The sequence below is a fragment of the Kineococcus gypseus genome (assembly GCF_050871305.1).
Taxonomy (GTDB): Bacteria; Actinomycetota; Actinomycetes; order Actinomycetales; family Kineococcaceae; genus Kineococcus; species Kineococcus gypseus.
On the sequence record NZ_JBJLRD010000004.1, the window covers coordinates 106,942 to 133,133 of the forward strand.

At 78.7% G+C, this 26,192-nt stretch carries 22 protein-coding genes; 11 read left to right on the forward strand and 11 right to left on the reverse strand.

Annotation, left to right across the window (positions count from 1 at the left end; all coding sequences use genetic code 11):
• Positions 1-3 precede the first annotated feature (3 nt).
• The gene (locus tag ACRYMN_RS02440) at positions 4-396 is read left to right on the forward strand and encodes a sec-independent translocase (RefSeq protein ID WP_432491602.1); all 393 of its coding nucleotides are present in this window, start codon (positions 4-6) and stop codon (positions 394-396) included.
• Positions 397-477: 81 nt separating this feature from the next.
• Here the strand turns inward: ACRYMN_RS02440 and ACRYMN_RS02445 are convergent, their stop codons facing one another.
• From ACRYMN_RS02445 to ACRYMN_RS02460, 4 genes are read right to left on the reverse strand one after another with little or no spacing between them, the layout of a single operon-like run.
• Positions 478-1,605 (reverse strand): Mrp/NBP35 family ATP-binding protein, encoded by a 1,128-nt coding sequence (locus ACRYMN_RS02445; protein WP_432491604.1) that lies wholly within the window; start codon positions 1,603-1,605, stop codon positions 478-480.
• A 58-nt stretch (positions 1,606-1,663) separates the two neighbouring features.
• Positions 1,664-3,406: a GspE/PulE family protein gene (locus ACRYMN_RS02450; RefSeq protein ID WP_432491606.1), complete on the reverse strand. Its 1,743-nt coding sequence runs from the start codon at positions 3,404-3,406 to the stop codon at positions 1,664-1,666.
• The gene (locus ACRYMN_RS02455) at positions 3,403-4,173 is read right to left on the reverse strand and encodes a DUF1003 domain-containing protein (protein WP_432491608.1); all 771 of its coding nucleotides are present in this window, start codon (positions 4,171-4,173) and stop codon (positions 3,403-3,405) included. Before ACRYMN_RS02455 ends, ACRYMN_RS02450 begins: the two co-directional genes overlap by 4 nt.
• On the reverse strand, positions 4,166-5,443 hold the full coding sequence (locus ACRYMN_RS02460) for a magnesium transporter MgtE N-terminal domain-containing protein (protein WP_432491610.1): 1,278 nt from the start codon (positions 5,441-5,443) through the stop codon (positions 4,166-4,168). Before ACRYMN_RS02460 ends, ACRYMN_RS02455 begins: the two co-directional genes overlap by 8 nt.
• Positions 5,444-5,590: 147 nt before the next feature.
• On the opposite strand from ACRYMN_RS02460, the gene ACRYMN_RS02465 reads away from it, so the two are divergent.
• Both ACRYMN_RS02465 and ACRYMN_RS02470 read left to right on the forward strand, forming a co-directional pair.
• Positions 5,591-6,196 carry a Dps family protein gene (locus tag ACRYMN_RS02465; RefSeq protein ID WP_432491612.1) on the forward strand — a complete coding sequence of 202 codons (606 nt, stop codon included), beginning with the start codon at positions 5,591-5,593 and terminating at the stop codon, positions 6,194-6,196.
• A gap of 143 nt (positions 6,197-6,339) precedes the next feature.
• Positions 6,340-7,155: a YflT domain-containing protein gene (locus tag ACRYMN_RS02470; protein ID WP_432491614.1), complete on the forward strand. Its 816-nt coding sequence runs from the start codon at positions 6,340-6,342 to the stop codon at positions 7,153-7,155.
• Positions 7,156-7,199: 44 nt separating this feature from the next.
• Here ACRYMN_RS02470 and ACRYMN_RS02475 read toward each other — a convergent pair whose 3' ends face one another.
• Positions 7,200-8,792 carry an aminopeptidase P family protein gene (locus ACRYMN_RS02475; RefSeq protein WP_432491657.1) on the reverse strand — a complete coding sequence of 531 codons (1,593 nt, stop codon included), beginning with the start codon at positions 8,790-8,792 and terminating at the stop codon, positions 7,200-7,202.
• 141 nt (positions 8,793-8,933) lie between these two features.
• On the opposite strand from ACRYMN_RS02475, the gene ACRYMN_RS02480 reads away from it, so the two are divergent.
• The 3 genes from ACRYMN_RS02480 (at position 8,934) to ACRYMN_RS02490 (ending at position 11,108) form a co-directional block, all read left to right on the forward strand.
• Positions 8,934-9,578: a DUF6758 family protein gene (locus tag ACRYMN_RS02480; protein WP_432491616.1), complete on the forward strand. Its 645-nt coding sequence runs from the start codon at positions 8,934-8,936 to the stop codon at positions 9,576-9,578.
• 73 nt (positions 9,579-9,651) lie between these two features.
• Positions 9,652-10,506 (forward strand): PHP domain-containing protein, encoded by an 855-nt coding sequence (locus tag ACRYMN_RS02485; RefSeq protein ID WP_432491618.1) that lies wholly within the window; start codon positions 9,652-9,654, stop codon positions 10,504-10,506.
• Positions 10,503-11,108: a MarC family protein gene (locus tag ACRYMN_RS02490; protein WP_432491620.1), complete on the forward strand. Its 606-nt coding sequence runs from the start codon at positions 10,503-10,505 to the stop codon at positions 11,106-11,108. Before ACRYMN_RS02485 ends, ACRYMN_RS02490 begins: the two co-directional genes overlap by 4 nt.
• 51 nt (positions 11,109-11,159) lie before the next feature.
• Here ACRYMN_RS02490 and ACRYMN_RS02495 read toward each other — a convergent pair whose 3' ends face one another.
• The 3 genes from ACRYMN_RS02495 to ACRYMN_RS02505 all read right to left on the reverse strand — a co-directional run bounded on the left by ACRYMN_RS02495 (position 11,160) and on the right by ACRYMN_RS02505 (position 14,315).
• Positions 11,160-11,882 (reverse strand): oxygenase MpaB family protein, encoded by a 723-nt coding sequence (locus ACRYMN_RS02495; protein ID WP_432491622.1) that lies wholly within the window; start codon positions 11,880-11,882, stop codon positions 11,160-11,162.
• 97 nt (positions 11,883-11,979) lie between these two features.
• The gene (locus tag ACRYMN_RS02500; protein ID WP_432491624.1) at positions 11,980-13,824 is read right to left on the reverse strand and encodes a DEAD/DEAH box helicase; all 1,845 of its coding nucleotides are present in this window, start codon (positions 13,822-13,824) and stop codon (positions 11,980-11,982) included.
• A gap of 266 nt (positions 13,825-14,090) precedes the next feature.
• Complete coding sequence (locus tag ACRYMN_RS02505) at positions 14,091-14,315, reverse strand: DUF3107 domain-containing protein (RefSeq protein WP_432491625.1); 225 nt, start codon at positions 14,313-14,315, stop codon at positions 14,091-14,093.
• 164 nt (positions 14,316-14,479) lie between these two features.
• Between ACRYMN_RS02505 and ACRYMN_RS02510 the strand changes: the two genes are divergently transcribed.
• From ACRYMN_RS02510 to ACRYMN_RS02525, 4 genes are read left to right on the forward strand one after another with little or no spacing between them, the layout of a single operon-like run.
• Entirely contained in the window at positions 14,480-15,298 is an 819-nt protein-coding gene (locus ACRYMN_RS02510) for a DUF3152 domain-containing protein (RefSeq protein WP_432491627.1), read from the forward strand.
• Positions 15,283-15,732, forward strand: a complete 450-nt coding sequence (locus ACRYMN_RS02515) for an MGMT family protein (protein WP_432491629.1) — start codon at positions 15,283-15,285, stop codon at positions 15,730-15,732. The genes ACRYMN_RS02510 and ACRYMN_RS02515 overlap by 16 nt, the downstream gene beginning before the upstream one ends.
• A gap of 40 nt (positions 15,733-15,772) precedes the next feature.
• Positions 15,773-19,189, forward strand: coding sequence for an ATP-dependent helicase (locus ACRYMN_RS02520; RefSeq protein WP_432491631.1), 3,417 nt, complete (start codon positions 15,773-15,775; stop codon positions 19,187-19,189).
• Positions 19,186-22,695: an ATP-dependent helicase gene (locus ACRYMN_RS02525; protein ID WP_432491633.1), complete on the forward strand. Its 3,510-nt coding sequence runs from the start codon at positions 19,186-19,188 to the stop codon at positions 22,693-22,695. Before ACRYMN_RS02520 ends, ACRYMN_RS02525 begins: the two co-directional genes overlap by 4 nt.
• 33 nt (positions 22,696-22,728) lie before the next feature.
• On the opposite strand, the gene ACRYMN_RS02530 is transcribed toward ACRYMN_RS02525, so the two are convergent.
• Both ACRYMN_RS02530 and ACRYMN_RS02535 read right to left on the reverse strand, forming a co-directional pair.
• A complete protein-coding gene (locus ACRYMN_RS02530) occupies positions 22,729-23,547 on the reverse strand; it encodes an endonuclease/exonuclease/phosphatase family protein (protein WP_432491635.1) in 819 nt (272 codons plus the stop codon).
• The gene (locus ACRYMN_RS02535) at positions 23,548-24,465 is read right to left on the reverse strand and encodes a phosphotransferase (protein WP_432491637.1); all 918 of its coding nucleotides are present in this window, start codon (positions 24,463-24,465) and stop codon (positions 23,548-23,550) included.
• 42 nt (positions 24,466-24,507) lie between these two features.
• Here ACRYMN_RS02535 and nudC point away from each other — a divergent pair, with 42 nt between their 5' ends.
• A complete protein-coding gene (nudC, locus tag ACRYMN_RS02540; RefSeq protein WP_432491639.1) occupies positions 24,508-25,518 on the forward strand; it encodes an NAD(+) diphosphatase in 1,011 nt (336 codons plus the stop codon).
• 37 nt (positions 25,519-25,555) lie between these two features.
• Here nudC and ACRYMN_RS02545 read toward each other — a convergent pair.
• The coding region (locus ACRYMN_RS02545) for a nucleoside/nucleotide kinase family protein (RefSeq protein ID WP_432491641.1) at positions 25,556-26,192 on the reverse strand (637 nt) is incomplete at its 5' end.

Here is a 26,192-nt window from a genome sequence, read left to right on the forward strand (position 1 = left end):
GGCGTGTTCGGCATCAACGGGGGCGAGCTGATCGTCCTCCTCGTCGTGGCTCTGGTCGTGCTGGGACCCGAGCGGCTGCCCCAGTACGCCGAGCAGCTGGCCCAGCTCGTGAAGTCGGTGCGCCGCTTCGCCAAGGGCGCTCAGGCGCAGATGCGCGAGGAGCTGGGTCCGGAGTTCGACGACATCGACTGGCAGAAGCTCGACCCGCGCCAGTACGACCCGCGGCGCATCGTGCGCGACGCCCTCTCGGACGTGTGGGACGACGAGCCCGCCCCGGCGAAGAAGCCGGCGCGCCCCGCGGCGGGCGCCACGGCCGCCTCGCGCGTGAACCTCGACAAGGGCTCGTCCGCGTCCGCCGCACCGGCCGCCGCGCCCTACGACGAGGACGCCACCTGAGGCGCCGCCGAGGCGCCGCGGCGTCGCGGCCGGCGCGCTGCGGGCCGGCTCCCCCCGCGGGGGAGCCGGCCCCTCGCGCGTTCAGGCGACGCTGAGGCCCAGCTTGCGCCCGGCCAGCCCGCGCGGGCGGCCCGCCAGGGTGCGGGCCAGCTCGCGCAGCGCCGTCGAGGCCGGGCAGTCCGGGTCGCTGAGGACCACGGGCACCCCGGCGTCGCCGCCCTCGCGCAGCGTCACGTCCAGCGGCACCCGGGCCAGCAGCGGCACGGGCGCGCCCAGGCGCTCGGTCAGGGAGTCCGCCACGCGCTGCCCGCCGCCGGAGCCGAAGACCTCCAGGCGCTGGCCGTCGGGCAGCTGCAGCCAGCTCATGTTCTCCACCACGCCCACGACCTTCTGCGACGTCTGCGCGGCCACCGCCCCGGCGCGCTCGGCGACCTCGGCGGCCGCGGCCTGCGGGGTGGTCACCACGAGGACCTCCGCGCCCGGCAGGAGCTGGCCGACGCTGATGGCGATGTCGCCGGTGCCGGGGGGCAGGTCCAGCAGCAGCACGTCCAGGTCGCCCCAGAAGACCTCGGAGGCGAACTGCTGCAGCGCCCGGTGCAGCATGGGCCCGCGCCAGGCCACCGGCTCGTTGCCGGGCACGAACATCCCGATGGAGATCACCCGCACGCCGTGGCCGGTGGGCGGCAGGATCATGCTGTCGACGCGGGTGGGCTTGGCGGTGACGCCCAGCAGGCGCGGCACGGAGAAGCCGTGCACGTCCGCGTCGAGCACGCCCACCCGCAGCCCGTCGGCGGCCATGGCCGCGGCGAGGTTGACGGTGACGCTGGACTTGCCCACGCCGCCCTTGCCGGAGGCGACGGCGTAGACGCGCGTGAGGTTGCCCGGCTCGTTGAAGCGGATGGTGGGCGCGGCCCCGGTGGTGCCGCGCAGCTTCACCGTCAGCGCGCTGCGCTGCTCGGGCGTCATCTCCCCGAAGCGCACCCGTGCCCCGCGCGCGCCCTCGACGCCGCGCACGGCGGCGGTGACGTCGGAGGTCAGGCGCTCGCGCATCGGGCAGCCGGCGGTGGTCAGCAGCACCAGGACGTCCACGACGCCGTCGTCGCCGACGTCGACGCGCTCGACCATCCCCAGCTCGGTGATAGGCCGGTGCAGTTCTGGGTCGTTGACCGCGGACAGCGCGGTGCGGACGGCGTCGGGCGTGGGCAGCACGTCGCCAGGGTACGGCCGCCCGCGCGCGGCGACCCGCGGGGCGGTGCGCGCAGCGCGCTCAGCCGGCGGTGACGCGCACGACCTCCTCGAACGTCGTCTCCCCGCGCATGGCCTTGGCCAGCGCCGACTGGCGCAGCGTGGCCATGCCGGTGCGCGCGGCCTCCTCGCCCAGCGCCGACTCCGTCGGCGTGCTCATGAGCACCTTGCGCACGCTGGGCACCACGTCGAGCACCTCGTACACCGCGGTGCGCCCGCGGTAGCCGGTGCCGCCGCAGTCGGGGCAGCCGGTGCCCTTCAGCGGGGTGGCGTCGAGGATGTCCTCGATCGTCAGGCCCAGCAGCGCCAGGGTGTTCTCGTCGGGGATGTAGCCGTCCGCGCACGAGTCGCAGGGGCGGCGCACCAGGCGCTGGGCGATCGCGGCGGTCAGCGAGCTGGCCACGAGGAACGGCGCGGCGCCCATGTCCACCAGGCGGGTCAGGGCGCCCACCGCGGAGTTCGTGTGCAGCGTGGTGAGCACCAGGTGGCCCGTCATGGACGCCTTCAGCGCCAGCTCGGCCGTCTCGGAGTCGCGCACCTCGCCGATGAGGACGATGTCGGGGTCCTGGCGCAGCACCGAGCGCAGGCCCGCGGAGAACGTCATCCCGACCTTGGCGTGCACCTGCACCTGCGTGATGCCGGGCAGCTGGACCTCGACGGGGTCCTCCAGCGTGATGATGTTCTTCTCGGGGCTCATCGTGGCGTGGATCGCCGCGTACAGGGTGTTCGTCTTGCCCGAGCCGGTGGGCCCGGTGATGAGCACCAGGCCCTGCGGCACGCTCAGCGCCCGCTCGAAGATCTCCAGCTGCTCCGGCTCGAAGCCCAGCGAGGGCAGCGAGGGCACGTCGTCGCCGCGGGTGAGCAGGCGGATGACGACCTTCTCGCCGTGCAGCGCCGGCAGCGTCGAGACGCGGCAGTCGATCGCGGCGCCGTCGACGACGACGCGGGTGCGCCCGTCCTGCGGCACGCGGCGCTCGGAGATGTCCAGCCCCGAGATGATCTTGATGCGGCTGATGACGCTGGGGGCCACGCGCTTGGGCGCGCTCATCACGTCGCGCAGCAGGCCGTCGACGCGGAAGCGCACCCGCAGCTGGTCGCGCTGGGACTCCAGGTGGATGTCCGAGCAGCGCAGGCGCACCGCGTCGGACAGGATCCGGTTGACCAGCTTGACGATGGGGGCGTCGTCGTCGACGGAGCCGTTGAGCGAGGCCAGCGGGTCCTCGTCGTCCTCGTCGCCGGCCTCCTCGACCATGCGGCTGACCTGCGAGGTGTCCTCGGTCAGCGACCACGCGCGCGCGAGGTGGTCGCGGATCTGGGAGTCCATCGCCACGACGACGTGCAGCTCGGGGGTGCGGGTGTAGAGCTTGACGTCGTCCAGCGCCAGCACGTTCGTCGGGTCGGCCGCGGCCACCAGCAGGTACTCGGGGGTGCGGTCCAGCACCAGCACCCGGCAGCGCTCGGCCACCGCGCGCGGCAGCAGGCGCACCACGTCCGGCGCGATGGCCACCTTCGACAGGTCCACGTGCTCCAGGCTGAGCAGGTCCGCCAGGCACAGCGCCAGCTCCGCCTCGGAGACCAGGCCCAGCTCGACCAGGATCTGCCCCAGCCGCCGGCGCGGCCCCTCGCCGTTGCGCTGCTCGTTCAGCGCGTGGTCGAGGTCCTCCGGCAGCAGCAGGCCCTTCTCGACGAGCACGTCGCCGAGGCGCCTGCGGGTCTGGCCCGCGGGTGCACCGGCACCGGGGCGGGCGTCGTCGAGAGTCGTCACGCGTCGTGCATCGGCACGCGCGCGCCCGCCCTGGAGGGGGAGTCGCCCACCTGCTCAGCGGGCCGCTCGCCGTGGGGCCCCCACCCGTCGGGCTCCCCGGCGCCCGGCCGCTCGTCGCCCGGCCGCTCGTCGCCCGGCCGCTCGTCGCCCGGCCGCTCGTCGCCCGGCCGCTCGGCGGCGCCGGGCGCCTGCTCGGGGCGCTTGCGCTTCTTGCCGCCCTTGCGCCGGGCCGGCTCGCGGCCCTCGCGCCCGGCCTCCTCCTCGCGCAGCTCCTCCAGCACGCTGCGCAGCTCCGAGCGCACGAAGTCGCGCGTGGCCACGTCGCGCAGCGCGATGCGCAGGGCCGCCACCTCGCGCGTGAGGTACTCGGTGTCGGCCAGCGCGCGCTCGTCGCGGGCGCGATCCTGCTCGTTGAGCACGCGGTCGCGGTCGTCCTGGCGGTTCTGCGCCAGCAGGATCAGCGGGGCGGCGTAGGACGCCTGCAGCGAGAGGATGAGCGTGAGCAGCGTGTAGTTCAGCGCCCGCGGGTCGAACTGCACGGAGGCGGGCGCGAAGGTGTTCCACGCCAGCCACAGCGCCACGAAGCCCGACATGTAGACCAGGAAGCGGCCGGTGCCCATGAAGCGGGCGAACTTCTCGCTGGCCCGCCCGAAGGCGTCCGGGTCCACCTGCGGGCGCGAGAGCAGCTGCCGGCGCGCCTCGCGCGGGGTGTCCAGGCCGACGGCCTCGGCGCGCTGGCGCTCGCGGCGCGGGGAGCGCTCAGCCACGGCCGACCTCGAAGACGTCGTCCTCCGCGTCGCGCCAGTCCTCCGGCAGGAGGTGGTCGAGCACGTCGTCGGCCGTGACCGCGCCCAGCAGGTGCCCGTCCTGGTCGACCACCGGCACCGAGACGAGGTTGTACGCGGCCAGCCGGCGCGTCACCCCCTGCAGCGACTCCTCCGGGGCCAGCGGCTCCACGTCGTTGTCGATCACCTGCCCCAGCGGGGTGTGCGGCGGCTCGCGCAGCAGCCGCTGCAGGTGCGCGGTGCCCAGGTAGCGGCCCGTGGGCGTCTCCAGCGGCGGGCGGCACACGTACACCGCGCTGGCCAGCGGCGGGGTCAGCTCCACGCGGCGCACGTGCGCCAGCGCCTCGGCGACCGTGTCGTCCGGCGCCAGCACCACCGGGTCGGAGGTCATCAGCCCGCCCGCGGTGCGCTCGTCGTACGCCAGCAGCCGGCGCACCGGGTCCGCGTCGTCCGGCTCCATCAGCGCCAGCAGCCGCTCGGCCTGCTCCGCCGGCAGCTCCGAGAGCAGGTCGGCGGCGTCGTCGGGCTGCATCTCCTCCAGCACGTGCGCGGCGCGGTCGCCCTCCAGCGCGGAGAGGATCTCCACCTGGTCGTCCTCGGGCAGCTCCTCCAGCACGTCGGCCAGCCGCTCGTCGTCCAGGGCCGCGGCGACCTCCCGGCGCCGCTTGGGCGTCAGCTCGTGGATGACCTCCGCGAGGTCGGTGGCGCGCAGCTCCTCGAACGCGGCCAGCAGGTTCGTCGCGCCCTGGTCGGCCTCGGGGACCGTCAGCCCGACGACGGCGCCGACGTCCACCGTCGTGGTCTCCCCGCGCCGGCGCAGCCGCCCGGACAGCCCGCGGTGCGCCGCCCCGCGCCGCACGAACAGCTTCGTCAGGTGCCAGTCGCGCGCGCGCACCTGCTCCAGGCCCAGGTCCTCGATGGTGGCCTGCCCGCTGCCGTCGGCCAGCTCCACGGTGCGGTCCAGCAGCTCGCCCAGCAGCAGCGTCTCGGTGCCGCGCTGCTCGAAGCGGCGCATGTTGACCAGCCCCGTCGTCAGCACCTGGCCGTTGTCCACGCTCGTCACCCGCGTCATCGGCACGAAGACGCGCCGGCGCCCGGGCACCTCCACCACCAGGCCGATCACCCGGTGCGGCCCGCGCGGGCGCAGCGCGCCCACCACGTCGCGCACCCGCCCGACCTGGTCGCCCTGCGGGTCGAAGACCGACGTGCCCGCCAGCCGGGCGGCGAAGACGCGCTTGGGGGAACCGGTCACCGCCTCAGGCTAGAGCCCGCCGCGGCCCCGGTGCGCCCGGCGCCGCGCGCACCCCGCGCCCGTGCCCGCGCCCGTGCGCGCGCCCGCCGCCGCGGCGGGCGCGATCTCGGCGCGCGCACCGCGCACGCCCCTCCTACCGTGGCGCCCATGGCCAAGGAGAGCAAGAAGCTGAAGGCGTCCGGCACCCCCGCCTACACGGTCCCCGGACTGACCCCCGAGCAGGGCGGCGAGGTCGCGGCCATCCTGCAGAACCGCCTGACCGCCCTCACGGACCTGCACCTGACCCTCAAGCACGTGCACTGGAACGTCGTCGGCCCCAACTTCATCGCCGTGCACGAGATGCTCGACCCGCAGGTGGACGCGGTGCGCGAGATGGCCGACGCCGTCGCCGAGCGCATCGCCACCCTGGGCGCCTCGCCGGTGGGCACCCCCGGCGCGCTGGTCGCCGAGCGCGACTGGGACGACTACTCCATCGGCCGCGCGGGCGCCATCGAGCACCTGGGCGCGCTGGACCTCGTCTACGCCGGCGTCCTGACCGACCACCGCGCGGCCATCGAGGCCACCGGCGAGCTGGACCCGGTGACCGAGGACCTGCTGACGAACCAGACCGGGCAGCTGGAGCAGTACCACTGGTTCGTGCGCGCCCACCTGGAGACCGCCAGCGGCGACCTGAGCACCGCCGGCGCCCGCAGCGAGGTGCAGGCGACCCGCAAGGCCGGCGAGCGCGCCGGCGCCAAGCGCCAGAGCGCCTGAGGCGCGCGGGCCCCGCGCCGGGCGCGGGCACGACCGCCGCGCCGGGCACGATCACCGTGCCCGGCGCGTTGACCCGGCAGGGGCCCGACGGCCCCCGGCCCCGCCCGGTGCGGGCGGGTCGCCCCGACCCGTGAGGGAAGCGCATGTCCAACCTGGGCCCCCTGGGCGGTCAGCAGCGGCTGTCCGCCCCCACCCCGCCGCAGGGGGAGGCGATCGGCCGCTACGGCACCTACGCCGAGGCGCAGCGGGCCGTGGACTTCCTCTCGGACGAGCACTTCCCGGTGCAGAACGTCACCATCGTGGGCAACAACCTGCAGATGGTGGAGCGGGTCACCGGGCGCCTGACCTACGGGCGCGCCGCCTTCGCCGGCGCCGCCTCCGGCGCCTGGTTCGGCCTGCTCATCGGCCTGATGCTCTCGGTGTTCGGCAACGGCGGCACCGCCGGGCTGCTCACCGGCCTGCTCATCGGCGCCGGCTTCGGGATGCTCTTCGCCGTCATCTCCTACGCCCTGACCGGCGGGCGGCGCGACTTCACCTCCGCCAGCCAGATCGTCGCCTCGGAGTACGTGGTGCTGTGCCTGCCGCAGATGTCCGGCCAGGCCCGCCAGGTGCTCTCCCGGCTGCCCAACGGCTTCGGCCGCGCCGGCGGCCCGGCGCAGGGCGCCTGGGGCTCGCCCGAGCCGCCCGCGCCCGGCTCGCACGCCGCCGGCGCGTGGGGCGCGCCCGACCCCTCCGCCCGCCCGGGCGCCCCGCAGGGCTGGACGCCGCCGCAGCCCGGCACCGGCCCGGCGGCACCGCCGCCCCCGCCGGCCGGCCACGACGCCCCGCGGCGCGAGGAGCAGCCCGTCGAGCCGGACCTGTCCGGGCCCACCTACGCCGAGAAGGTCGAGGAGCAGCGCCGGGCCCGCCGCGCCGCCGAGGAGCGCGCCCGCCAGGAGCGCGAGGGCTCCGGCGGCTGAACCGGCTACCGCGCCCGCCCGGCGGTCCGGGCGGGCGCGGCGCGTCAGCCGCGCAGCGAGGCCATCCACGCCTCCACCGCGTCGGGCTCGCGCGGCAGCGCCGCGGAGAGGTTCTCCACCCCGTCCTCGGTGACGAGCACGTCGTCCTCGATGCGCACGCCGATCCCGCGCAGCTCCGGCGGTGCCAGCTCGTCCTCGGCCTTGACGTACAGGCCCGGCTCGATGGTGAAGACCATCCCCGGGCGCAGCTCGGCGTCCAGGTACATCTCCCGGCGCGCCTGCGCGCAGTCGTGCACGTCCAGGCCCAGGTGGTGGCTGGTGCCGTGCGCCATCCAGCGCCGGTGGTACTGCCCGCCCGGCTCCAGGGACGCGGCCGCGTCCACCGGCAGCACCCCCCACTGCGCCAGGCGCTCGGCGATCACCCGCATGGCCGCCTCGTGCACCTCGCGGAAGCGCACCCCCGGCCGGGCGACGGCGAACGCGGCGTCGGCGGCGTCGAGCACGGCCCGGTACACGCGCCGCTGCGGCTCGCTGAAGCGCCCGTCCACCGGCAGGGTGCGGGTGACGTCGGCGGTGTAGAGGGAGTCCGCCTCCACGCCGGCGTCCAGCAGCAGCAGGTCGCCGGCGCGCACCGGCCCGTCGTTGCGGATCCAGTGCAGCGTGCAGGCGTGGTCCCCGGCCGCGGAGATCGTCTCGTAGCCCACGCCGTTGCCCTCCACGCGGGCGGTGCCGTCGAAGGCGGCCTCGACCACGCGCTCGCCGCGCGGGTGGCCCACCGCGCGCGGCAGGGCGCGCACGACCTCCTCGAAGCCGCGCGCGGTGGCGGCCACCGCCCGGCGCAGCTCGCCCACCTCCCACTCGTCCTTGACCAGCCGCAGCTCCGACAGGGCCGTGACCAGCTCGTCGTCGGCGGCGGCGACCTCCTCGGCGGCGGCCGTGCGCAACGGCGCCACCAGGGCGGTGACGGCCGGGTCGGCGTCGGCGACCACGCGCAGGCCCCTCGTGCCGGGCGCGGCGACCCAGGCGCCCAGCTCGTCCGCCAGCGCCGCCGCGTCGCGGCAGGGCACGCCGGTGACGGCCTCCTGCGCGGCCAGGCCCGGGCGCGGGCCGACCCACAGCTCGCCGTAGCGGGCGTCGGCGTAGAACTCCTCGGAGTCCCGGCTGCCCTGCGGGCGCAGGTACAGCACCGCCTCGTGCCCGCCGCCCGCGGCGTCCACGCCCTCCGCGTCGTCCCCGCCGTCCGCGGGGGTGCGCGGGTGCAGCACGAGCACCGCGTCCGCCTCCCGGTCGGTGCCCAGCCCCGTCAGGTGCGCGAACGCCGAGTGCGGGCGGAAGCGGTAGTCGGTGTCGTTGGAGCGGCGCACCAGCGGCCCGGCCGGCACGACGAGGACCTCGCCGGGGAAGAGCGCCGAGAGCGCCGCGCGCCGGCGCGCGGCGAAGGGCGCGGCCGCCGACGGCGCGGTGTCCTCGGCCGGGCGCGGCCCCCAGCCCTGCGCGATGAAGCGGCGGAAGGCCGCCGAGCGCGGCACCGAGCGGTGCGACTTGGGGTCCTCGGCGCCCTCGCCCCGCGCGTCGTCCAGCGGCTCGGGGGTGGGCCGCCCGCCCTCGGGGTGCTGCGCGTCGAGCAGCTCCTCCACGGCGGGCGGGGTGCTGGTCTGCTGGCTCGCGGCGCTCACGGCCCCATCATCCCCCCGGGCGCCGCCGCTGTCGCCGTCCCCGCCCCTCACGCACAGTCACGCCCAGGTTGACGCCGTGCGCACGGCGTAGGACGGTGAGGCATGAGCGGTACGGCGCGGTGCCCTCGCTGCGACGACGTGGTCCGGGCGCCCAGCATCTGGCACTCCTCGGCGACCTGCGCCGCGCACGGCGAGGTCGTCCCCCTGCAACCGGCGCGCCCCGCCGACGCGGCCCACCTGGAGTGGATCGCCCGGCGCTCGGAGGTGCCGGTGTGGCTGCCGTGGCCGCTGCCGACGGGCTGGCTGGTCACCGGCACCCGCTGCGTGCGCGACGACCGCCACGACGCGCAGGCCGTCGTCGTGGCCGCCAGCGGCCCGCACCACGGCGCCCCGGGGGACCCGACGGTGGCGGAGATGCTGCTGGTGAGCGAGCAGCCCGGCACGGGCCTGGGCGCCCACCTGGCCGGGCGCGCGGACGTCGACCCCGGCGACGGGCTCGTCTCCGGCCCGCCGGCCGCGCGCGCGCACGCCGGTGGGGCGGCCACCCCGCTGTGGGCCGTGCCCGCCGAGGGCGACCGCGCCGTGCTCGTCGGCGAGGCCGGCGGGGTGTGGCTGTGGGCGCTGCTGTGGCCGGCCGCGGCGGGCGCGACGCTGCTGGACGACCTCGAGCTCGTCGACCTGCGCGAGCGCGAGCACGCCCCCGACGTGCCCTGCGGCGCGCTGTCACCGCGGGTGCAGTGGGTGTGACGGCCGGTCCGTGCCGCGGCTGCGATCACTCTGCGTGGTGAGGAGGGCTCCCGGCGGTCGGTAAGCTCGCCCGGTGCGCATCGACCTGCACACGCACTCCACCGCCTCCGACGGCACCGAACGACCCTCAGAGCTCGTCGCCTCCGCCGCCGGTGCCGGACTGGACGTCGTGGCCCTGACCGACCACGACACCACCAGCGGGTGGGCCGAGGCCCTGGCCGCGGGGGAGCGCCTCGGGGTGCGCGTGGTGCCCGGCATGGAGGTCAGCTGCCTCGTGCACGGCGTCTCCGTGCACCTGCTCTCCTACTGGCACGACCCCGCCGACGCGTCCCTGGTGGGCATGCTCGACGCCTCGCGCACCTCCCGGGTCACCCGCGCGCAGCGCATGGTCGAGCGCATGAGCGCCGACACCGGCCTGCGCTGGGAGGACGTGCTCGCCCACGTGCACGGCGGGGCCACCATCGGCCGTCCGCACATCGCCGACGCCCTCGTGGCCGCCGGCGTCGTCGCCGACCGCGACGAGGCCTTCGCCACGCTGCTGTCCGGGCGCGGGCCGTACTTCGTGCCGCACACCGCGCCCGACCCGCTGGAGGCCATCGCCCTGGTGCGCGCCGCCGGCGGCGTGCCCGTGCTCGCGCACCCGGCCGCCTCCAAGCGCGGCAGCTGCGTCGGCGACGCCGACGTGGAGGCCATGGTCGCCGTCGGGCTGGCCGGGCTGGAGGTCGACCACCGCGACCACTCCGACGCCGAGCGCCGCCACCTGCGCGACCTCGCCCGCTCCCTGGGCCTGCTCGTGACCGGTTCCAGCGACTACCACGGCACCGGCAAGCGCAACGCGCTGGGCGAGCACACCACCGACCCGGACGTGCTGCGCGAGATCGAGGTGCGCGCGGGCAGCGGCCGCGCGGACGGGGTCCGCGGCGCGTGAACCTGCAGCTCTTCGGCGAGACCTTCGTCACCCTGTTCGTCATCATGGACCCGCTGGGCACCGTGCCGATCTTCCTGGGGCTGACGGCCCCGTTCACCTCCGCCGAGCGCTCGCGCGCCGCGCGCCAGGCGGTGCTGGTGGCCCTGGGCGTCATCGTGGCCTTCGCCCTCTTCGGGCAGCGGATCCTGGACTACCTGCACATCAGCCTGCCCGCGCTGCAGGCCGCCGGCGGGCTGCTGCTGCTGCTCATCGCGCTGGAGCTGCTCACCGGCAAGGGCGACGAGCCCACCTCCACCGTCGGCGTCAACGTCGCCCTGGTGCCGCTGGGCACCCCGCTGCTGGCCGGGCCCGGCGCCATCGTCGCCACCATGGTCTACGTGCAGCAGTCCCGTGGCTGGGACGACCACCTGGCCATCGCCGCGGGCGTGGTCTCGGTGCACGTCACCCTGTACCTGGCGATGCGCTTCGCCGGGGTGGTGCACCGCGTGCTCGGCGACTCCGGGGTGCTGCTCGTCACCCGCGTGGCCGGTCTGCTGCTGTCGGCCATCGCGGTGCAGCTCGTGGCCGACGCGGTGCGCGCCTTCGTCACCGGCACCGCCTGAGCCGCCGCCCGAGGCGTCACCGGCACCGCCCGGGGAGCCGCCCGTGAGCGGTCAGCGGGGACGTGCCGGTGCGGCGCCGAGGTCGGGCAGCCGCGCGAGCGCCTCGCGCAGCCGCGGGTCACCGGGCCCGCCGAGGTCGTCGGGCGCGCCGGTGAACAGCGCGCGCGCCCACCCGGGCAGGACGGCCCCCGCCAGCAGCGTCGCGCGCGCCCACGGCGCCGGTGCGCCGCCGGCGTCGGGGAAGGGCGAGCGCGGTCGCGGCGGGGCGGCGGGCGGCGGGCCGACGGCGCTGAGCGCGGCGGCCGGGCGCCCGGCGAGGACGTCCCCGCGCACCCGCTCGACGTCGGCCTCGACCTCCTCCAGCGTGCCGGGCAGGTCGTCCGGCTCCGCGCCCAGCAGCACCGCGCTGGAGCGCTGCCCGGACACGTAGCGCTCGGCGTCCCCGGGCTCCGGCGCCCGCCCGGCCGCCCCGGCCGTGCGCAGCACCGCCCACACGCGCAGCGCGTGGCGCAGCGCGGCGGTGTCGGGGTCGGCGCCCTCGGCGCGCACGTGCACGTCGCCGTCCACCGCGCGCTCGCGCGCGGCCAGCACCATCGCCCGGCACGGGTCCTCCACGGCCGCGCGCAGCAGCGCCGCCGCGGCCGCGGCGCGCTGCCAGCGCGGGCGCGGGTCGCGCCCGGCCAGCTCGCGCAGCAGCGGGTGCAGCTCCTCCACGAGCCCGGCGGCCAGCACGGCCACCTCGGGGACGGGACCGCGGTGCAGCAGCGCGCTCACGCCCCCGGGCCGGCGTGCGACCCCGGGGCGCGACTCGGTGTCTCGGGCCGGCACGCCCCCCACCTTGCGGGGGGCGCGCCGTGATCGCAGCTCGGGATCAGTCCCCGGCGCCCGCGGGCTCCTCCGCCGCGGTGCCCGCGCCCGGCGCCGAGGAGCGCCCGCGCGAGCGGCGACGGCGGCGCGGGGCGGCGGTGCCGCTCTCGGCCGCGGCGTCCGCGGCGGTGCCCGCAGCGGCGCCGGCGGGCGCGGCGTCCACGGCGTCCTGCGCGCCCGCGGAGCCGTCGCCGGCGCCGTCCGGGGCGGTCCCGTCCGGGGCGGTCTCGTCCGGGGCGGTGCCGGTGCTCGCGCCGGTGTCCTCCCCGTCCTCCCCGTGGCGGGTGCGGCGGCGCTGACGGGTGCGCCGCGGCCGCTCGGCGTCGTCCGCCGCCTCGCCCGGGGCGTCCGCGCCCGCGGCGCGCCCACCGCCCCCGGCGCGCCCACCGCCCGCGGCCCGCCCACCACCCGCGGCCCGCCCACCGTCGCCGCCCTCGCGGCGGGGGCGGCGGCCCTTGGCGGCGCCGACCTCGCCGAGGTCCTCGATCTGCTCGGCCTCCAGCCCGGCGCGGGTGCGCTGGGTGCGCGGCAGCCGGCCCGTCGTGCCCGCCGGGATGTGCAGGTCCTCGAACAGGTGCGGGGAGCTGGAGTACGTCTCCACCGGCTCGCCGAAGCCCAGGCCCAGGGCCTTGTCCACCAGGGCCCAGCGCGGCAGGTCGTCCCAGTCCACGAACGTGACGGCGGTGCCGGTGTTGCCGGCGCGGCCCGTGCGCCCGATGCGGTGCAGGTAGGTCTTCTCGTCCTCGGGGCACTGGTAGTTCACGACGTGCGTGACGTCCTCGACGTCGATGCCGCGGGCGGCCACGTCGGTGGCGACGAGCACGTCGACCTTGCCGGAGCGGAAGGCCCGCAGCGCCTGCTCGCGCGCGCCCTGGCCGAGGTCGCCGTGGATGGCGGCGGCGGCGAAGCCGCGCTCGGCGAGCTGCTCGGCCACGGAGGCGGCGGTGCGCTTGGTGCGGCTGAAGACGATCGTCAGCCCGCGGCCCTCGGCCTGCAGCAGGCGGGCGAGGACCTCCACCTTGTCCATCGCGTGGGTGCGGTACACGAACTGCGTGATCGCGGCCACGGTGGCGCCGTCGTCGGTGGGGTCCACCGCGCGGATGTGGGTGGGCTGGCGCATGTACTGCCGGCCCAGGGCCACGACCGCGCCGGGCATCGTCGCCGAGAACAGCATGGTCTGGCGGGCCGGGGAGGTCTGCGCCAGCAGGCGCTCCACGTCCGGCAGGAAGCCCAGGTCGAGCATCTCGTCGGCCTCGTCGAGCACCACGCACGTCACGTGCGAGAGGTCCAGGTGCTTCTGCTGGGCCAGGTCCAGCAGGCGCCCGGGGGTGCCGACGACGACGTCGACGCCCTTGGCCAGCGCCTCGATCTGCGGCTCGTAGGCGCGCCCGCCGTAGACGGTCAGGATGCGCCCGCCGCGCACGCGGCTGGCGGTGCCCAGGTCCCCGGCGACCTGGACGGCCAGCTCGCGGGTGGGCACCACGACCAGGGCCTGCGGCTTGCCGGGGGCGGCCAGCGCCTCGTGGGCGGGGTCGCCGGGCACGGCGGTGCGCTGCAGCAGCGGCACGCCGAAGCCGAGCGTCTTGCCGGTGCCGGTCTTGGCCTGGCCGATGATGTCGTGGCCCGACAGGGCCACCGGCAGGGTCATGGCCTGGATGGGGAACGGGGTGGTGATGCCCGCGCCGGCCAGGGCCTCGACGATGCGCGGGTCCACGCCGAAGGCGGCGAAGCCCTCGGCGGGCGCGGCCGGGGCGGCGGTGGCCGCGGAGGTGCTCTCGCCGGTCGTGCCGGCGGTGTTCTCGGTGGGGGTGGTCTCGGGGGTCGTGGTGGACCCCGCTGCGTCGGTCATGCGTCTCCCGGGCGGGGCGGCGGCGGCCGGGCACCGGGCGCCCCGCGGGGGAGAGCCGGCGGGTCGTCCACCGGCGCTGCCCGGTCACGGGCGCGTCCTGCGGTGCGGGGCCGCGTCGCGGCAGTCGGCAGCCGATCGCGACTGACGACCGGGCAACCCTGAACACGACCATGGTAACCGCCGCCCGCGCACGACGACGCCGCGGGCGCGCCCGTGGCGCGTCCGCGGCGCGTCCGCGGCGTCGTCGTCGCCGGTCCCCCCGGCGGTCAGGACAGCCCGAAGCCGACCTTGCGCACCTCCGCGGCGCCGATGTCCACGTAGCCGAGGGTGGCGGACGGCACGGCGACGGTGCGGCCCTTCTCGTCCTTCAGCCGCAGCACGCCGCCGGAGCTGAGCGCGGCGTCCACGGCCGCGGTGATCTCCTCGCTGGTCTGGTTGGACTCCAGCACCAGCTCGCGCGCCACGTTCTGCACGCCGATGCGAACCTCCACCGCTGTTCCTCCCGGGTCGTCGATCGCGCCGGCACCGCCCGTGCTCGGGGGTGCGGTCGTCCAGCGAGGCTAGTCGCCGCCGGGTGCGCCGGGCCCTCCGGTGCGCGGCGAGTTCGCCGTCGGCGGACGGCGCGCGCCGCGGGCCGGGGTGGCACGCTGGGGGCGTGATCGCCGCGAGCCGCCCCGCCGACCGCCGCGCCGCCCGCCGCCGCGGTCCCTCCCGCCGCGGCCTGCTCCTGGCCGGTGCCGCCGCCCTGGCCGCCGGGTGCAGCGGGCCCGCGCAGCGCCCCGGCGCCACCGCCGCGCCGGCGGGCGCGAGCACCACCGCGACCGCCGCGGCGCCCCCGAGCCCCGCGGCGCCCCCGCCGCCCTCGACGCCCCCGCCCCCGCCGCCGCTGCCGCCGGGGCTGGCCGAGCCGGACCTGGCCGCCGGCGTGCTGCAGCGGCAGGTGCCGCGGGGCGGGGGCGGGCGGCTGCTCGTGGTGCCCGGCTCCTCGCCCGCGCCGCCCTCGGCGCGCGTGCGCACCCTGCGGGTGGAGGTCGAGGCCGACCTGGCCGACGCGGGCCTGCTGGACCCGGTGCGCTTCGCGGACTTCGCCCTGGGCGTGCTCAACGACCCGCGCGGCTGGGGCGCGGGCGGCACCACGAGCTTCGCGCGCACCGACGGCGACGCCGAGCTGCGCCTGGTGCTGGCCACACCGGACACCTCCGCGGCCCTGTGCCGGCCGCTGCGCACGATGGGCACCCTCTCGTGCCGGGTCGGCGACGCGGCGGTGCTCACCTGGTACCGCTGGGTCGAGGCGATCCCCGACTACGGCGAGGACCGCACCGGCTACCGGCAGTACGTCGTCAACCACGAGGTGGGCCACCTGCTCGGCCACGGGCACGAGCCCGGCCCCGGCGCGGGGCGGCGCGCGCCGGTGATGATGCAGCAGACCAAGGGCCTGGGCGGTGCCCTGCCCAACCCGTGGCCGAACCCCTGAGCGGGCCCGGGCCCGGCTCGCCGGGCGGGCTGCCGGCGCGCGCCGAGGAGGTGCTGGAGGTGGTCGAGGCGGTCCCGCCGGGACGGGTGCTCACCTACGGCGACGTCGGCGAGCTCGTCGGCGACCGCGGGCCGCGCTTCGTCGGCGCGGTGCTGCGCCGCTACGGCTCGCACGTGCCGTGGTGGCGGGTGCTGCGCGCCGACGGCAGCGCCGCACCGGCCCTGGCGGCGCGGGCGGTGGTGCGCTGGCGCGCCGAGGGCACCCTGCTGCGCCGCGACGACCCCGACCCCGCGCTGGTGCGGGTGGACCTGGGCGCCGCGCGCTGGGACGCGGCCGGCTACGAGGGCCCGGGTGCGCCGGAGGGCCCGGGTGCGCCGGAGGGCCCGGGTGCGCCGGAGGGGCCGGGCGGACCGGGCGGGCCGGGCGGGCCGTGAGCGCGGCGGGGTGTCGGAGCGCTGTGGTGGCATGTCCGGCGTGCTGACGGAGGGTGCGGGCGGGGACGGTCGCGGCGCGGGGCCCGGCGGGTGGGGCGCGCCCGGCGGGGGCGCGGGCGCGCGACGGCCGGCCGCGGTGCCGCTGCTGCGCCGCGCGACGGACGCGGCGGGCGGGCCCGTGGATCTGGACGCCACCCAGCGCGCCGTGGTCGCCACGCGTCCCGGCAGCGGGCCGATGGTGCTGCGCGGGGCGCCGGGCACCGGGCGCACCACGACGCTGCGGGCGCTGGTGGCTGCGCGCGTCGAGCGCGACGGCCTGGCCCCGGACCGGGTGCTCGTGCTCTCGCCCAGCCGCCGCACCGCCGGCGCGCTGCGCGACGAGCTGTCCCTGGCGCTGCGGCGCACCGTGGGCCAGCCGGCCGCGCGCACCCCGCAGTCGTACGCCTTCGGCCTGCTGCGCGCGGTGCACGCCCACCGCGGCGACCCGCCGCCGCGGCTGATCTCCGGCGCCGAGCAGGACACGATCCTCGCCGAGCTGCTGGCCGGTCACCTGGCGGCCACCGCCACCGGTCCCGACGAGGTCGCCGAGGCCTTCGAGAGCGCCCTGCAGGCCGCCGGGCGGGTGGACGCGGTGCGCGCCCCCGAGTGGCCGGCCGACGTCCCGCGCGACGCGTGGGGGCTGCGCAGCTTCCGCAACGAGCTGCGCGACCTGCTCATGCGCGCCGTCGAGCGCGGTCTGCTGCCGGAGGACCTCGCCGAGCTCGGGGCGCGCCACGGGCGCCCGGAGTGGCGGGCGGCGGCCTCGCTGCTGGCCGAGTACCAGGAGGTCAACGCGCTGGGCCGCGCGGAGGCGTACGACCCCGCCGGCGTGGTCGACGAGGCCGTCGTGCAGCTGACGGCCACCCCGCAGGCGCTGACCGCCGAGCGCGACCGCTGGCAGCTGGTCGCCGTCGACGACGCCCACGAGCTGTCCGAGGCGGGCCTGCGCCTGGTGGAGGCCGTGGCCGGCGGCGGGCGCGACCTGCTGCTCGTCAGCGACCCGGACTCGGTGACCCAGGGCTTCCGCGGCGCCGACGCCCGCGCGGCCTCGGCGCTGGCCGAGCGCTTCCGCGCCGCCGACGGCGGCCCGGCGCCCACGGTGCTGCTGGGCACCTGCCACCGCCAGCAGCCCGCGGTGCGCGCGGTGACCGCCGCGGTGGCCGCCCGGGTCGGCGCGCTGGGCGGCGCGCCGCAGCGCGCCGTGCAGGCCGGCCGGCGGCCCGGCGCCGGCCCCGCGCCCGGCGGCGTGGAGGTCGCGGTGCTGGGCTCGCCCACCCAGGAGGCCGCCTGGATCGCCCAGCGCCTGCGCCGCCGGCACCTGCTGCAGGGCGTGCCGTGGTCGTCGATGGCCGTGGTGGTGCGCTCGGCCGGGCACACCGCGGCCCTGCGCCGCGGCCTGGTCTCGGCCGGGGTGCCGCTGGCCGTGCCGCAGGCGGAGGTCCCGGTGCGCGACGAGCCGGCCGTGCACCCGCTGCTGACGGCGCTGGGCGCCGTGCTGCGCCCGGGCACCTTCGACGCCGACGTCGCCCGCGAGCTGGTCACCTCCCCGCTGGGCGGCGCCGACGTCGTGGCGCTGCGGCGGCTGCGCCAGTGCCTGCGCCGCGCCGAGCTGGCCGCCGGCGGCGGGCGCAGCAGCGACGCCGTCCTGACCTCCGCCCTGGCCGGGGTGCTCGCCGGCGCCTCGCGCGCCGACGACCCCGCCACCGCGGACGTGGCGCTGCTCGCCGACGAGGACCCCGCCCTGCGCCCGGCGCAGCGCCTGGCCGCGGTGCTGCAGGCCGGGCGCGCCGCGGCCGCACGGGACGACGCCGACGCCGAGCAGGTGCTGTGGGCGCTGTGGGACGCCGCCGGCCTGGGGCCGCGCTGGCAGCGCGCCGCCCTGGCCCGCGGGGCCTCCGCGCGCGCCGAGGCCGCCCGCGCCGACCGCGACCTCGACGCGGTGCTGGCCCTGTTCGAGGCCGCCGGGCGGTTCGTGGACCGCTTCCCCGGCGCGGGCCCGCTGCGCTTCCTGGACCAGATGCGCTCCGCGGAGGTCCCCGAGGACACCCTCGCCGACCGCGCCCCGGAGACCGGCGCGGTCACCCTGACCACGCCGCAGGGCGCGGTGGGCCGCGAGTGGGACCTCGTCGTGGTCGCCGGCGTGCAGGAGGGCGTGTGGCCGGACCTGCGCCTGCGCGGCTCCGTGCTGGGCGCGCAGGCGCTCGTCGACGTCGTCGAGGGCCGCGCCGCCGACGCCCCCGGCGCGCGCCGGGCCGTGCTGGAGGACGAGCTGCGGCTGTTCCACGTGGCCGTCTCGCGCGCGCGCGACGAGCTGGTGGTCACCGCGGTGCGCACCGAGGACGAGCGCCCCTCGGCGTTCCTGGAGCTCGTCGGCGCCGTCGCCGAGCGCGAGCAGCCGGCCGCCGTGGACGAGGAGGGCGAGCGGCCGCTGGCGCAGGTGCCGCGACCGGTCTCGCTGCCGGCGCTGGTGGCCCGGCTGCGGCAGGTGGTGTGCGCCCCGGCGGCCGTCGAACCGCCCGCGCGACGGGCCGCGGCCGCCGCGCAGCTGGCGCGGCTGGCGGCCGCCGGCGTGCCCAGCGCGGACCCCGCCGACTGGTACGGGGTGGAGGACCTCACCGACGACGGCCCGCTGCGCGGGCGCGAGGAGGAGGTGCCGGTCTCGCCCTCGCGGGTGGAGGCCTTCGAGCGCTGCGGGCTGCGCTGGCTGCTGGACACCTCCGGCGCCCGCCCGGGCGACTCCTCGGTGCAGTCCCTGGGCACGCTGGTGCACCGCATCGCCGCCGAGGCGCCGGCCGCCGACGCCGCCGAGCTGCACCGGCGCCTGGACCTGCTCTGGCCCACCCTGGGCCTGCCCGACGGCTGGGTGACCTCCCGGTTGCGGGCGCGCGCGGAGCAGATGCTGCTCAAGCTGGCCGAGTACCACCGCCAGGCGCGCGCCGAGGGCCGCGCGCTGGTCGCCGTGGAGCAGGACGTCGACGTCCTGGTGGGCCGGGCCCGCGTGCGCGGGCGCGTGGACCGCCTCGAGCGCGACGCGGACGGGCGCGCCGTCGTGGTCGACCTCAAGACCGGCCGCACCCCGCCCTCGCGCGCGGAGCTGGCCCGCCACCCGCAGCTGGGCGTGTACCAGCTCGTCGCCGCCGAGGGCGCCTTCGGCGCCGGCGGTCCGACGGGCGCGGGCGGGGCGGCGCTGGTGCAGCTGGGCAGCTCGCACCGCGCGGTCGCCGTGCAGCGCCAGGCGCCCCTGGAGGCCGACGAGGACCCGCGCTGGGCGGCGGAGCTGGTGGCCCGCGCCGCCGAGGGCATGTCCGCGCCCGTGTTCGAGGCGGTGGTCGGCACGCACTGCTCCACCTGCCCGGTGCGCGCCAGCTGCCCGGCGCAGGACGCCGGGCGCAGCGTGTGCGAGGAGGAGGGCCGGTGAGCACCCCCACCGCCACGGGCACCGCCGCGCCGCGCGCCGGCGCGCCCGCGCCGCGCCTGGGCGCCGAGGAGATCGCCGAGCGGCTGGGCCGCCCGCGGCCCACGCCCGAGCAGGTCGCCGTCATCGAGGCGCCCGTCGAGCCGCTGCTCGTCGTCGCCGGCGCCGGGTCCGGCAAGACCGAGACGATGTCCTCGCGGGTGGTGTGGCTGGTCGCCAACGGCCTCGTCGCCCCCGAGGACGTCCTCGGGCTGACCTTCACCCGCAAGGCCGCCGGGGAGCTGGCCGAGCGGGTGCGCCGCCGGCTGCGGGCGCTGCGCGCGCACGGCCTGGCCCCGGCCGCGCCCCACCCCGGTGAGGGGGCCGGTGACGGGCCCGGCGACGGGCCCGGCGACGGCTTCGGCGAGGGCGAGCCCGTGGTCTCCACCTACCACGCGTACGCCGCCTCGCTGGTGACCGACCACGGCCTGCGCCTGGGCGTCGAGCCGCAGTCGACGGTCCTGTCCGAGGCGGGTTCCTGGCAGCTGGCCTCGGAGGTGGTCGAGCGCTGGCGCGGCGACCTGCCCGGGGTGGACGTGGCCCCCTCCACGGTCGCCGCGGCGCTGGTGCAGCTGTCGGCGGAGTGCGCCGAGCACCTCGTCGAGCCCGAGGACCTCGAGCGCTTCGTGGAGCAGCTCGAGGAGCGGGTGCGCGTGCTGCCCAAGGACGACCGCTCCGTGGCCAAGCTGGGCGCCCACGTGCCCGGCGCGCCGTACGCGAAGGTCGCCGAGGTGCTGGCGGTGCAGCGCGCCCGGCACGCCCTGGTGCCGCTGCTGCGCGAGCACGCGCGCCGCAAGCGCGTGGCCGAGCAGCTCGACTTCGGCGACCAGGTGCGCGTGGCGGCGCGCCTGGCGCGGGAGGTGCCGGCCGTGGCCGCCGCCGAGCGCGCCGCGCACCGGGTGGTGCTGCTGGACGAGTACCAGGACACCAGCCACGCCCAGCTGGAGCTGCTGCGCGCCCTCTTCGGCGACGGGCACCCGGTGACCGCCGTGGGCGACCCGCACCAGTCGATCTACGGCTGGCGCGGCGCCAGCGCCGGCAACCTGGCCCGCTTCCCGGCGCAGTTCCGCCGCGCCGACGGCTCCCCGGCGCGGGTGGCGCCGCTGGCGACGAGCTGGCGCAACGACGAGGCGGTGCTGGCCGCGGCCAACGTCGTCGCCGACCCGCTCTCGGCCGGGCCCGGGCCCGCCGCGGCGGTGGTGCGCCTGCGCGCCCGCCCGGGCGCGGGCACCGGGCGCGTGCGCACGGCGTTCGCGGCCACGGTCGAGGAGGAGGCCGCCGAGGTCGCCGCCCGCCTGGCGGAGGTGTGGCGCGCCGACTCCGAGCGCCTGGCCGCCGAGCGGCGCGTGCCCGGCGCCTCGCCGCGCCCGCGGCGCACCGCGGCGGTGCTGTGCCGCAAGCGCAGCCAGTTCCCCGTGCTGCACCGGGCGCTGCGCGCGGCGGGGCTGCCCGTGGAGGTCGTCGGGCTCGGCGGGCTGCTGTCCACCCCCGAGGTCGTCGACGTCGTGGCGACGCTGCACGTGCTGCACGACCCCGGGCGCGGCGACCAGCTGGCCCGGCTGCTGACCGGGGCGCGCTGGCGGCTGGGCCCGCGGGACCTGGCGGCCCTGGGGGAGTGGGCGCGCCACCTGCAGCGCGTGCGCGGCGGCCGCGCCGGCGAGCACCCCGGCGGCCCCGACGGACCGGGCGGCGGGGCGCACGTGCGCCCCGACGAGGTGGAGGACGCCAGCCTCGTGGAGGCGCTGGACGAGCTGCCGCCGCCGTCGTGGCGCGGACCCGCCGGGCGGGGGCTGTCCCCGGCCGCGCACGCCCGGCTGGGCCGGCTGGCCGCGGTGCTGCGGCACCTGCGCGCGCGCACCCACCTGCCGGTGCCGGAGCTGGTGGGCGAGGTCGAGCGCGCGCTGCTGCTGGACGTGGAGGTCGCCGCCCGCCCGGGCAGCTCCCCGACCTCGGGGCGGCGCAACCTCGACGCGCTGGCCGACGCGGCCGCCTCCTTCTCCGCCGCCGCGCAGCGGCCCGGGCTGGGCGGCTTCCTGTCCTGGCTGGACGCCGCCGAGGCGCGCGAGCGGGGCCTGGAGCCGGGCGCGGTCGAGGTGGCCGCCGACGCGGTGCAGCTGCTGACCGTGCACGCCAGCAAGGGCCTGGAGTGGGACGTGGTGGCGGTGCCGGGCCTGGTGGAGGGCGTCTTCCCCGCCGGCGGCGAGACCTCCTCGGGCTGGCTCAGCGGCCTGGGCGTGCTGCCGTACCCGCTGCGCGGTGACCGCGCCGGCCTGCCGGAGCTGCACGTGGAGCGCTGCGCCACGCAGAAGGAGCTGGACCTGGAGCGCCAGCGCTTCCGCGAGGCCTGCGGCGAGCACGAGATGGCCGAGGAGCGCCGCCTGGCGTATGTGGCGTTCACGCGCGCCAAGGAGGAGCTGCTGCTCAGCGGCGCCCACTGGGACGACGCCGCCGCCCCGCGCGCGGCGTCGCGGTTCCTGCGCGAGGTCCTCGAGGCGGCGGACCTGCCCGGCCTGGTCAGCGTGCCGCCGGCACCCGCGCCGGAGCCGGGCGCGCCCAACCCGCGTACCGCGCAGCCGCAACGGGTGGTGTGGCCGGTCGACCCGCTGGCCGCGCGCCGCGCGGAGGTCGAGGCGGGGGCGCGGGCGGTGCGCGCGGCGCTGGCGGCCCGCCCCGGCGCCGGGCTCGAGGGGCCCGCGGGGTTCGAGGGGCTCGAGGGGTCCGGCGGGCTCGAGGGGGTCGAGGGTCTCGACGCGGCCGACGGCGTCGACGAGGAGGTGGTGGGCTGGGCGCAGCAGGTGCACCTGCTGCTGGCCGAGCGCGACGCGGTCGGCGCCGCCGGCGGCGTGCTGCTGCCGGCGCACCTGTCGGCCTCGCGGCTGGTGGCCCTGGCGCAGGACCCCGACGCGCTGGCGCTGCAGCTGCGACGCCCGGTGCCGCTGGCGCCGCGCCCGGCGACCCGGCGCGGCACCGCCTTCCACGCCTGGCTGGAGCACCGCTTCACCGCCGCCGACCTCTTCGACCTCGAGGACCTGCCCGGCGCCTCCGACGAGGACGCCGCCGACGACCGCGAGCTGGCGGCGCTGCAGGCGCGCTTCCTGGCCAGCGAGTGGGCCGAGCGGGACCCGGTGGCGGTGGAGGTCTCGGTGGAGACGCCGGTGGCGGGCCTGGCGGTGCGCGGGCGCATCGACGCGGTCTTCCGCTCCACCGGGGCGGACGGGCGCGAGCTCTGGGACGTCGTGGACTGGAAGACGGGCCGCCCGCCGACCGGCGACGCGGCGCGGGCGCGCGACGTGCAGCTGGCGGTGTACCGGCTGGCGTGGTCGCGCTGGCGCGGGGTGCCGCTGGAGGACGTCAGCGCGGCGTTCTTCCACGCCTCCACGGGCGAGACGGTGCGACCGGTGGACCTGCTGCGCGAGGAGGACCTCGAGCGGCTGGTCACGTCCGTGCCGGTCGCCGACCGGGAGGTGTGAGCCGGGCGCGTCCGGGGGTGCGGACCGGCCCGCTCAGGGCCGCAGGTCCACCACGACCGCGCGGTGGTCGCTGCCGCCGACGCGCTCGACGCGCCCGCGGGCGGTGGCCGCCGCGCCCAGGCCGTCGGCGAGGGCGTGGTCGAGCTGCACGCGCGGGGCCGGGGAGGGGAACGTCGCCCCGGCCACCAGCGGCCGCCACGGCAGGACCCGCCCGACCACGCCGGGCGGCAGGTTCAGGTCGCCCAGCAGCACGAGCGGGCGCGGCAGGTCCGCGGCCCAGCGCTTCAGCTCGCGCAGCTGGCCCACGGCCCGCAGCGGCGAGAACGACAGGTGGGTGCCCAGCACGCTGACCGGCCGGGACCCGCGCGCGCCGGGGGCGCGGGCGTCGACGACGGCGGCGACCACGGCGCGCTGCTCGTCGGGGATCCAGCGCAGCCGCCGCCCGGCGCCCGGCGGCAGCAGCAGCGGCAGCCGCCCGGCGCCGGCGTCCAGGCGCAGCTCGCGCCACTCCAGCACCGGCAGCCGGGACAGCAGCGCCACCCCGTAGGACGGCTCGCCGGGCACGGTGGCCGGCGCGGGCCGGAAGGTGCTCGCGTCGCCGGGGGTGCCGTGCACGGCGGCGGCGAAGCGCCAGCCGTCGCGCCTGACGCCGCAGGCGCGCGCGACAGTCGCGCTCTGGTCCTCCCCGCCGCTGCGCGGCAGCAGGTGGTCGACCTCCTGCAGCGCCACGACGTCGGCGCTCAGGGCGGCCACGGCCGCGGCCAGCCGGGCGGTGTCCACGCGCCCGGTGGCCAGGTCGCGGCCGGAGGCGGCGTTGACCGAGGCCAGCCGCAGGTCGCGCTGCGCGTCCACTCAGGAGCCCAGCGGCACGGCGCCGGCGTGGGCGTCGAGGTCGTCGAGCATGCGCCGGGCGTCCTCGACGATGCCGGCGTCCTCGGTGCGCAGCCCCAGCAGCAGCCAGCGGGCCAGCGCCAGCTCCCCGGCCAGGCGGGCGCGCAGCAGCAGGTCCGGGTCGAGGGGGTCGTGGCGGGCGTGCGCGTACGCCTCCAGCACCGACTCCAGCGCGTCGGGCTCGGCGCCGACGGCCAGCCAGGCGAAGTCGTCGGCGGGGTCGGCGACCTTGGCGTCGACCCAGCCGGTGATGCCGGTCAGCTCGCGGCCGTCGGTGCGCACGTGCTCGCCGACGAGGTCGCCATGCACGGGGGTGGCCGCGAAGCGCCAGCGCGCCACGTCCTCCATGAGCACCTCCCAGCGCGTCAGCAGCCGCGGCGGCACGTGGCCGGTGGCCGCGGCGCGGTCCAGCTCCGACAGCCGCCGGCGGCGGTACTCCTCGGCGTCGTAGACGGGCACGCCGGCGTCGGCGAAGACGGCGACGTCCACCTGGTGCAGCGCGGCCAGGCCGGTGCCGAGGGAGCGCGCCAGGCCGGGGCCGGGGCGCAGGTCCTCCGGCTGCAGGGCGGCGCCGGGCAGCTCGGGGGAGACCACGCAGCGCCCGCCCTCGGGCAGCACCACGGTGCCGGCCGCGCGCGGCACCGCGAACGGCAGCGGCTCGTGCAGCCCGGCCAGCAGCTCCAGCTCGGCGTCCAGCGCGGCCGCGGCCGCCGGGCGGCGCGGGGCGCGCACCGTCAGGCGCCGGCCGGAGGCGGCGGCGACGAGCGCGACGTCGAAGTCGGCGCCGTCGTCGTCGGCCGGGCCCGCGGCGACGACCTCGAGACCGGGCACGGCGGCGGTGGCGAGGGCGGCGAGGACCTGCGGCGAGCGGACGGGCACGGGGGCCACGGTAGAGCGCGCGCGCCTCCGTAGGGTGGAGCGGTGACCTCCCGCGCCGTGGACACCGCCCGCCCCGAGCCGGCGGGGGTGCCCCTGCCGGCCCCGCCGCTGCGCGACCTGGCCCTCTCGCGCCAGCGGCTGGACCGCGCCGGCGCCCGCCGCGCCGAGCCGGGCCTGCTGGAGCGGCTGTGGGCCTCCCCGGCCACGCGGGTGCTGCGCGTGCACGCCGGGCGCGCGCCGGTGGTGCGCACCGCAGCGGGCCTGGAGCTGGTGCTGCGCGCCCCGGGGCGGGTGCCGGCGCCCGGGGAGCGCGACCTGCTGCTGTACCTGGGCACCGACGGCGCCAGCGAGTTCGTCGCGGTCGTCTCGGACGAGGCCGAGCCGGAGGTGGCCGACGGCGCGGCCGGCGACGAGGAGTGGCGGGGCCTGCGCGAGGTGGGCGACGTCCTCGGCGACCGCGACGCGGGCCTGCTGACCGAGGCGGTCTCGATGGGCAACTGGCACGCGGTCACGCGCTTCTCCCCGCGCACCGGCGAGCCGCTGGCGCCGGGCTCGGCGGGCTGGGTCAAGGCCGAGCCGGGCGGCAAGGAGCACTTCCCGCGCACCGACGCCGCCGTGATCATGGCGGTGGTCAGCCCGGACGACCGGCTGCTGCTGGGGCACCAGCCGGTGTGGCCGGAGAACCGCTACTCGGTGCTGGCCGGCTTCGTCGAGCCGGGGGAGTGCTTCGAGGACACCGTGCGCCGCGAGGTGCTCGAGGAGGCCGGGATCGTCGTCGGCGCCGACCCCGAGGACGTGCGCTACCTGGGCAGCCAGCCGTGGCCGTTCCCGGCCTCGCTCATGGTCGGCTTCGCCGCCCGCGCGGTGACCACCGACATCCGCGTCGACGGCGACGAGATCGCGCTGGCGCGCTGGTTCACGCGCGGGGAGCTGGCCGGGGAGGTGCGCGCCGGGCGCGTGCTGCCCCCGCCGGGGGTCTCCATCGCCCGCCGCCTCATCGAGGCCTGGTACGGCGGCGCGCTGCCGGTGCCCGGCGACGACTCCTGGAGCTGAGGGCGCTCGCGCAGCCGAGGGGGCGCCGCGCCGCGGCTCAGCCGCGCACCAGCTCCGCGGGGTGGCGCGGGTCCTCGCAGCGCAGCACCGCGTCGGCGCGCTCGAGCGGGTCGCACTCGCCCAGGTAGCGGTGCCAGGCCCCCAGGACCCGCCCGGCGTCGGCGGGGTCCACGCGCCGGCGCACCGCGGCGTCGGAGGTGGACAGGTGCACCACGGCGTCCAGGCTCCAGCGCAGCTCGTCGCGCAGCAGGAAGGGGCCGGCCAGCACGAGCACGGCGTCGTCGGGCACCGCCTCGCGCGCCGCGCGCGAGGCGCGGTCGGTGCCCGGGTCGTACAGCGAGGGCACCCACCAGCGGCCGGTGCGCGCGCCCAGCGGGTCGAGCACCTCGCGGTGCAGGCCGGCCACGTCCAGCCAGGTGTCGAGGTAGGCGTCGGGGTCGTCGCGGCCGTGCTCGTAGCGCAGCGAGCGAGGCCTCCAGAAGCCGCTCCAGGCGGCGAAGAGCACCGGGCGGGCCCGCTCGCGCAGCGCGGCCGCCAGGGCCTGCGCGTACCAGGCGGTGTCGGCGTCGACGGCGCCGGCGGCGCCCCCGCCCGCGCGCCGCGGCCGGCCGGGGGGGGGGCCCGCGCCGCCCCCGGCGCCGGCGGGGGCGGCCGGCGGGGCGGGGGGGGGGCCC

Excerpts from the sequence above, each read along its gene's own strand:
- ACRYMN_RS02470 (WP_432491614.1), top strand. The coding sequence starts at position 6,340 with ATGTCCAACCTGGGCCCCCTGGGCGGTCAGCAGCGGCTGTCCGCCCCC.
- ACRYMN_RS02500 (WP_432491624.1), bottom strand. The coding sequence starts at position 13,824 with ATGACCGACGCAGCGGGGTCCACCACGACCCCCGAGACCACCCCCACC.
- ACRYMN_RS02465 (WP_432491612.1), top strand. The coding sequence starts at position 5,591 with ATGGCCAAGGAGAGCAAGAAGCTGAAGGCGTCCGGCACCCCCGCCTAC.
- ACRYMN_RS02480 (WP_432491616.1), top strand. The coding sequence starts at position 8,934 with ATGAGCGGTACGGCGCGGTGCCCTCGCTGCGACGACGTGGTCCGGGCG.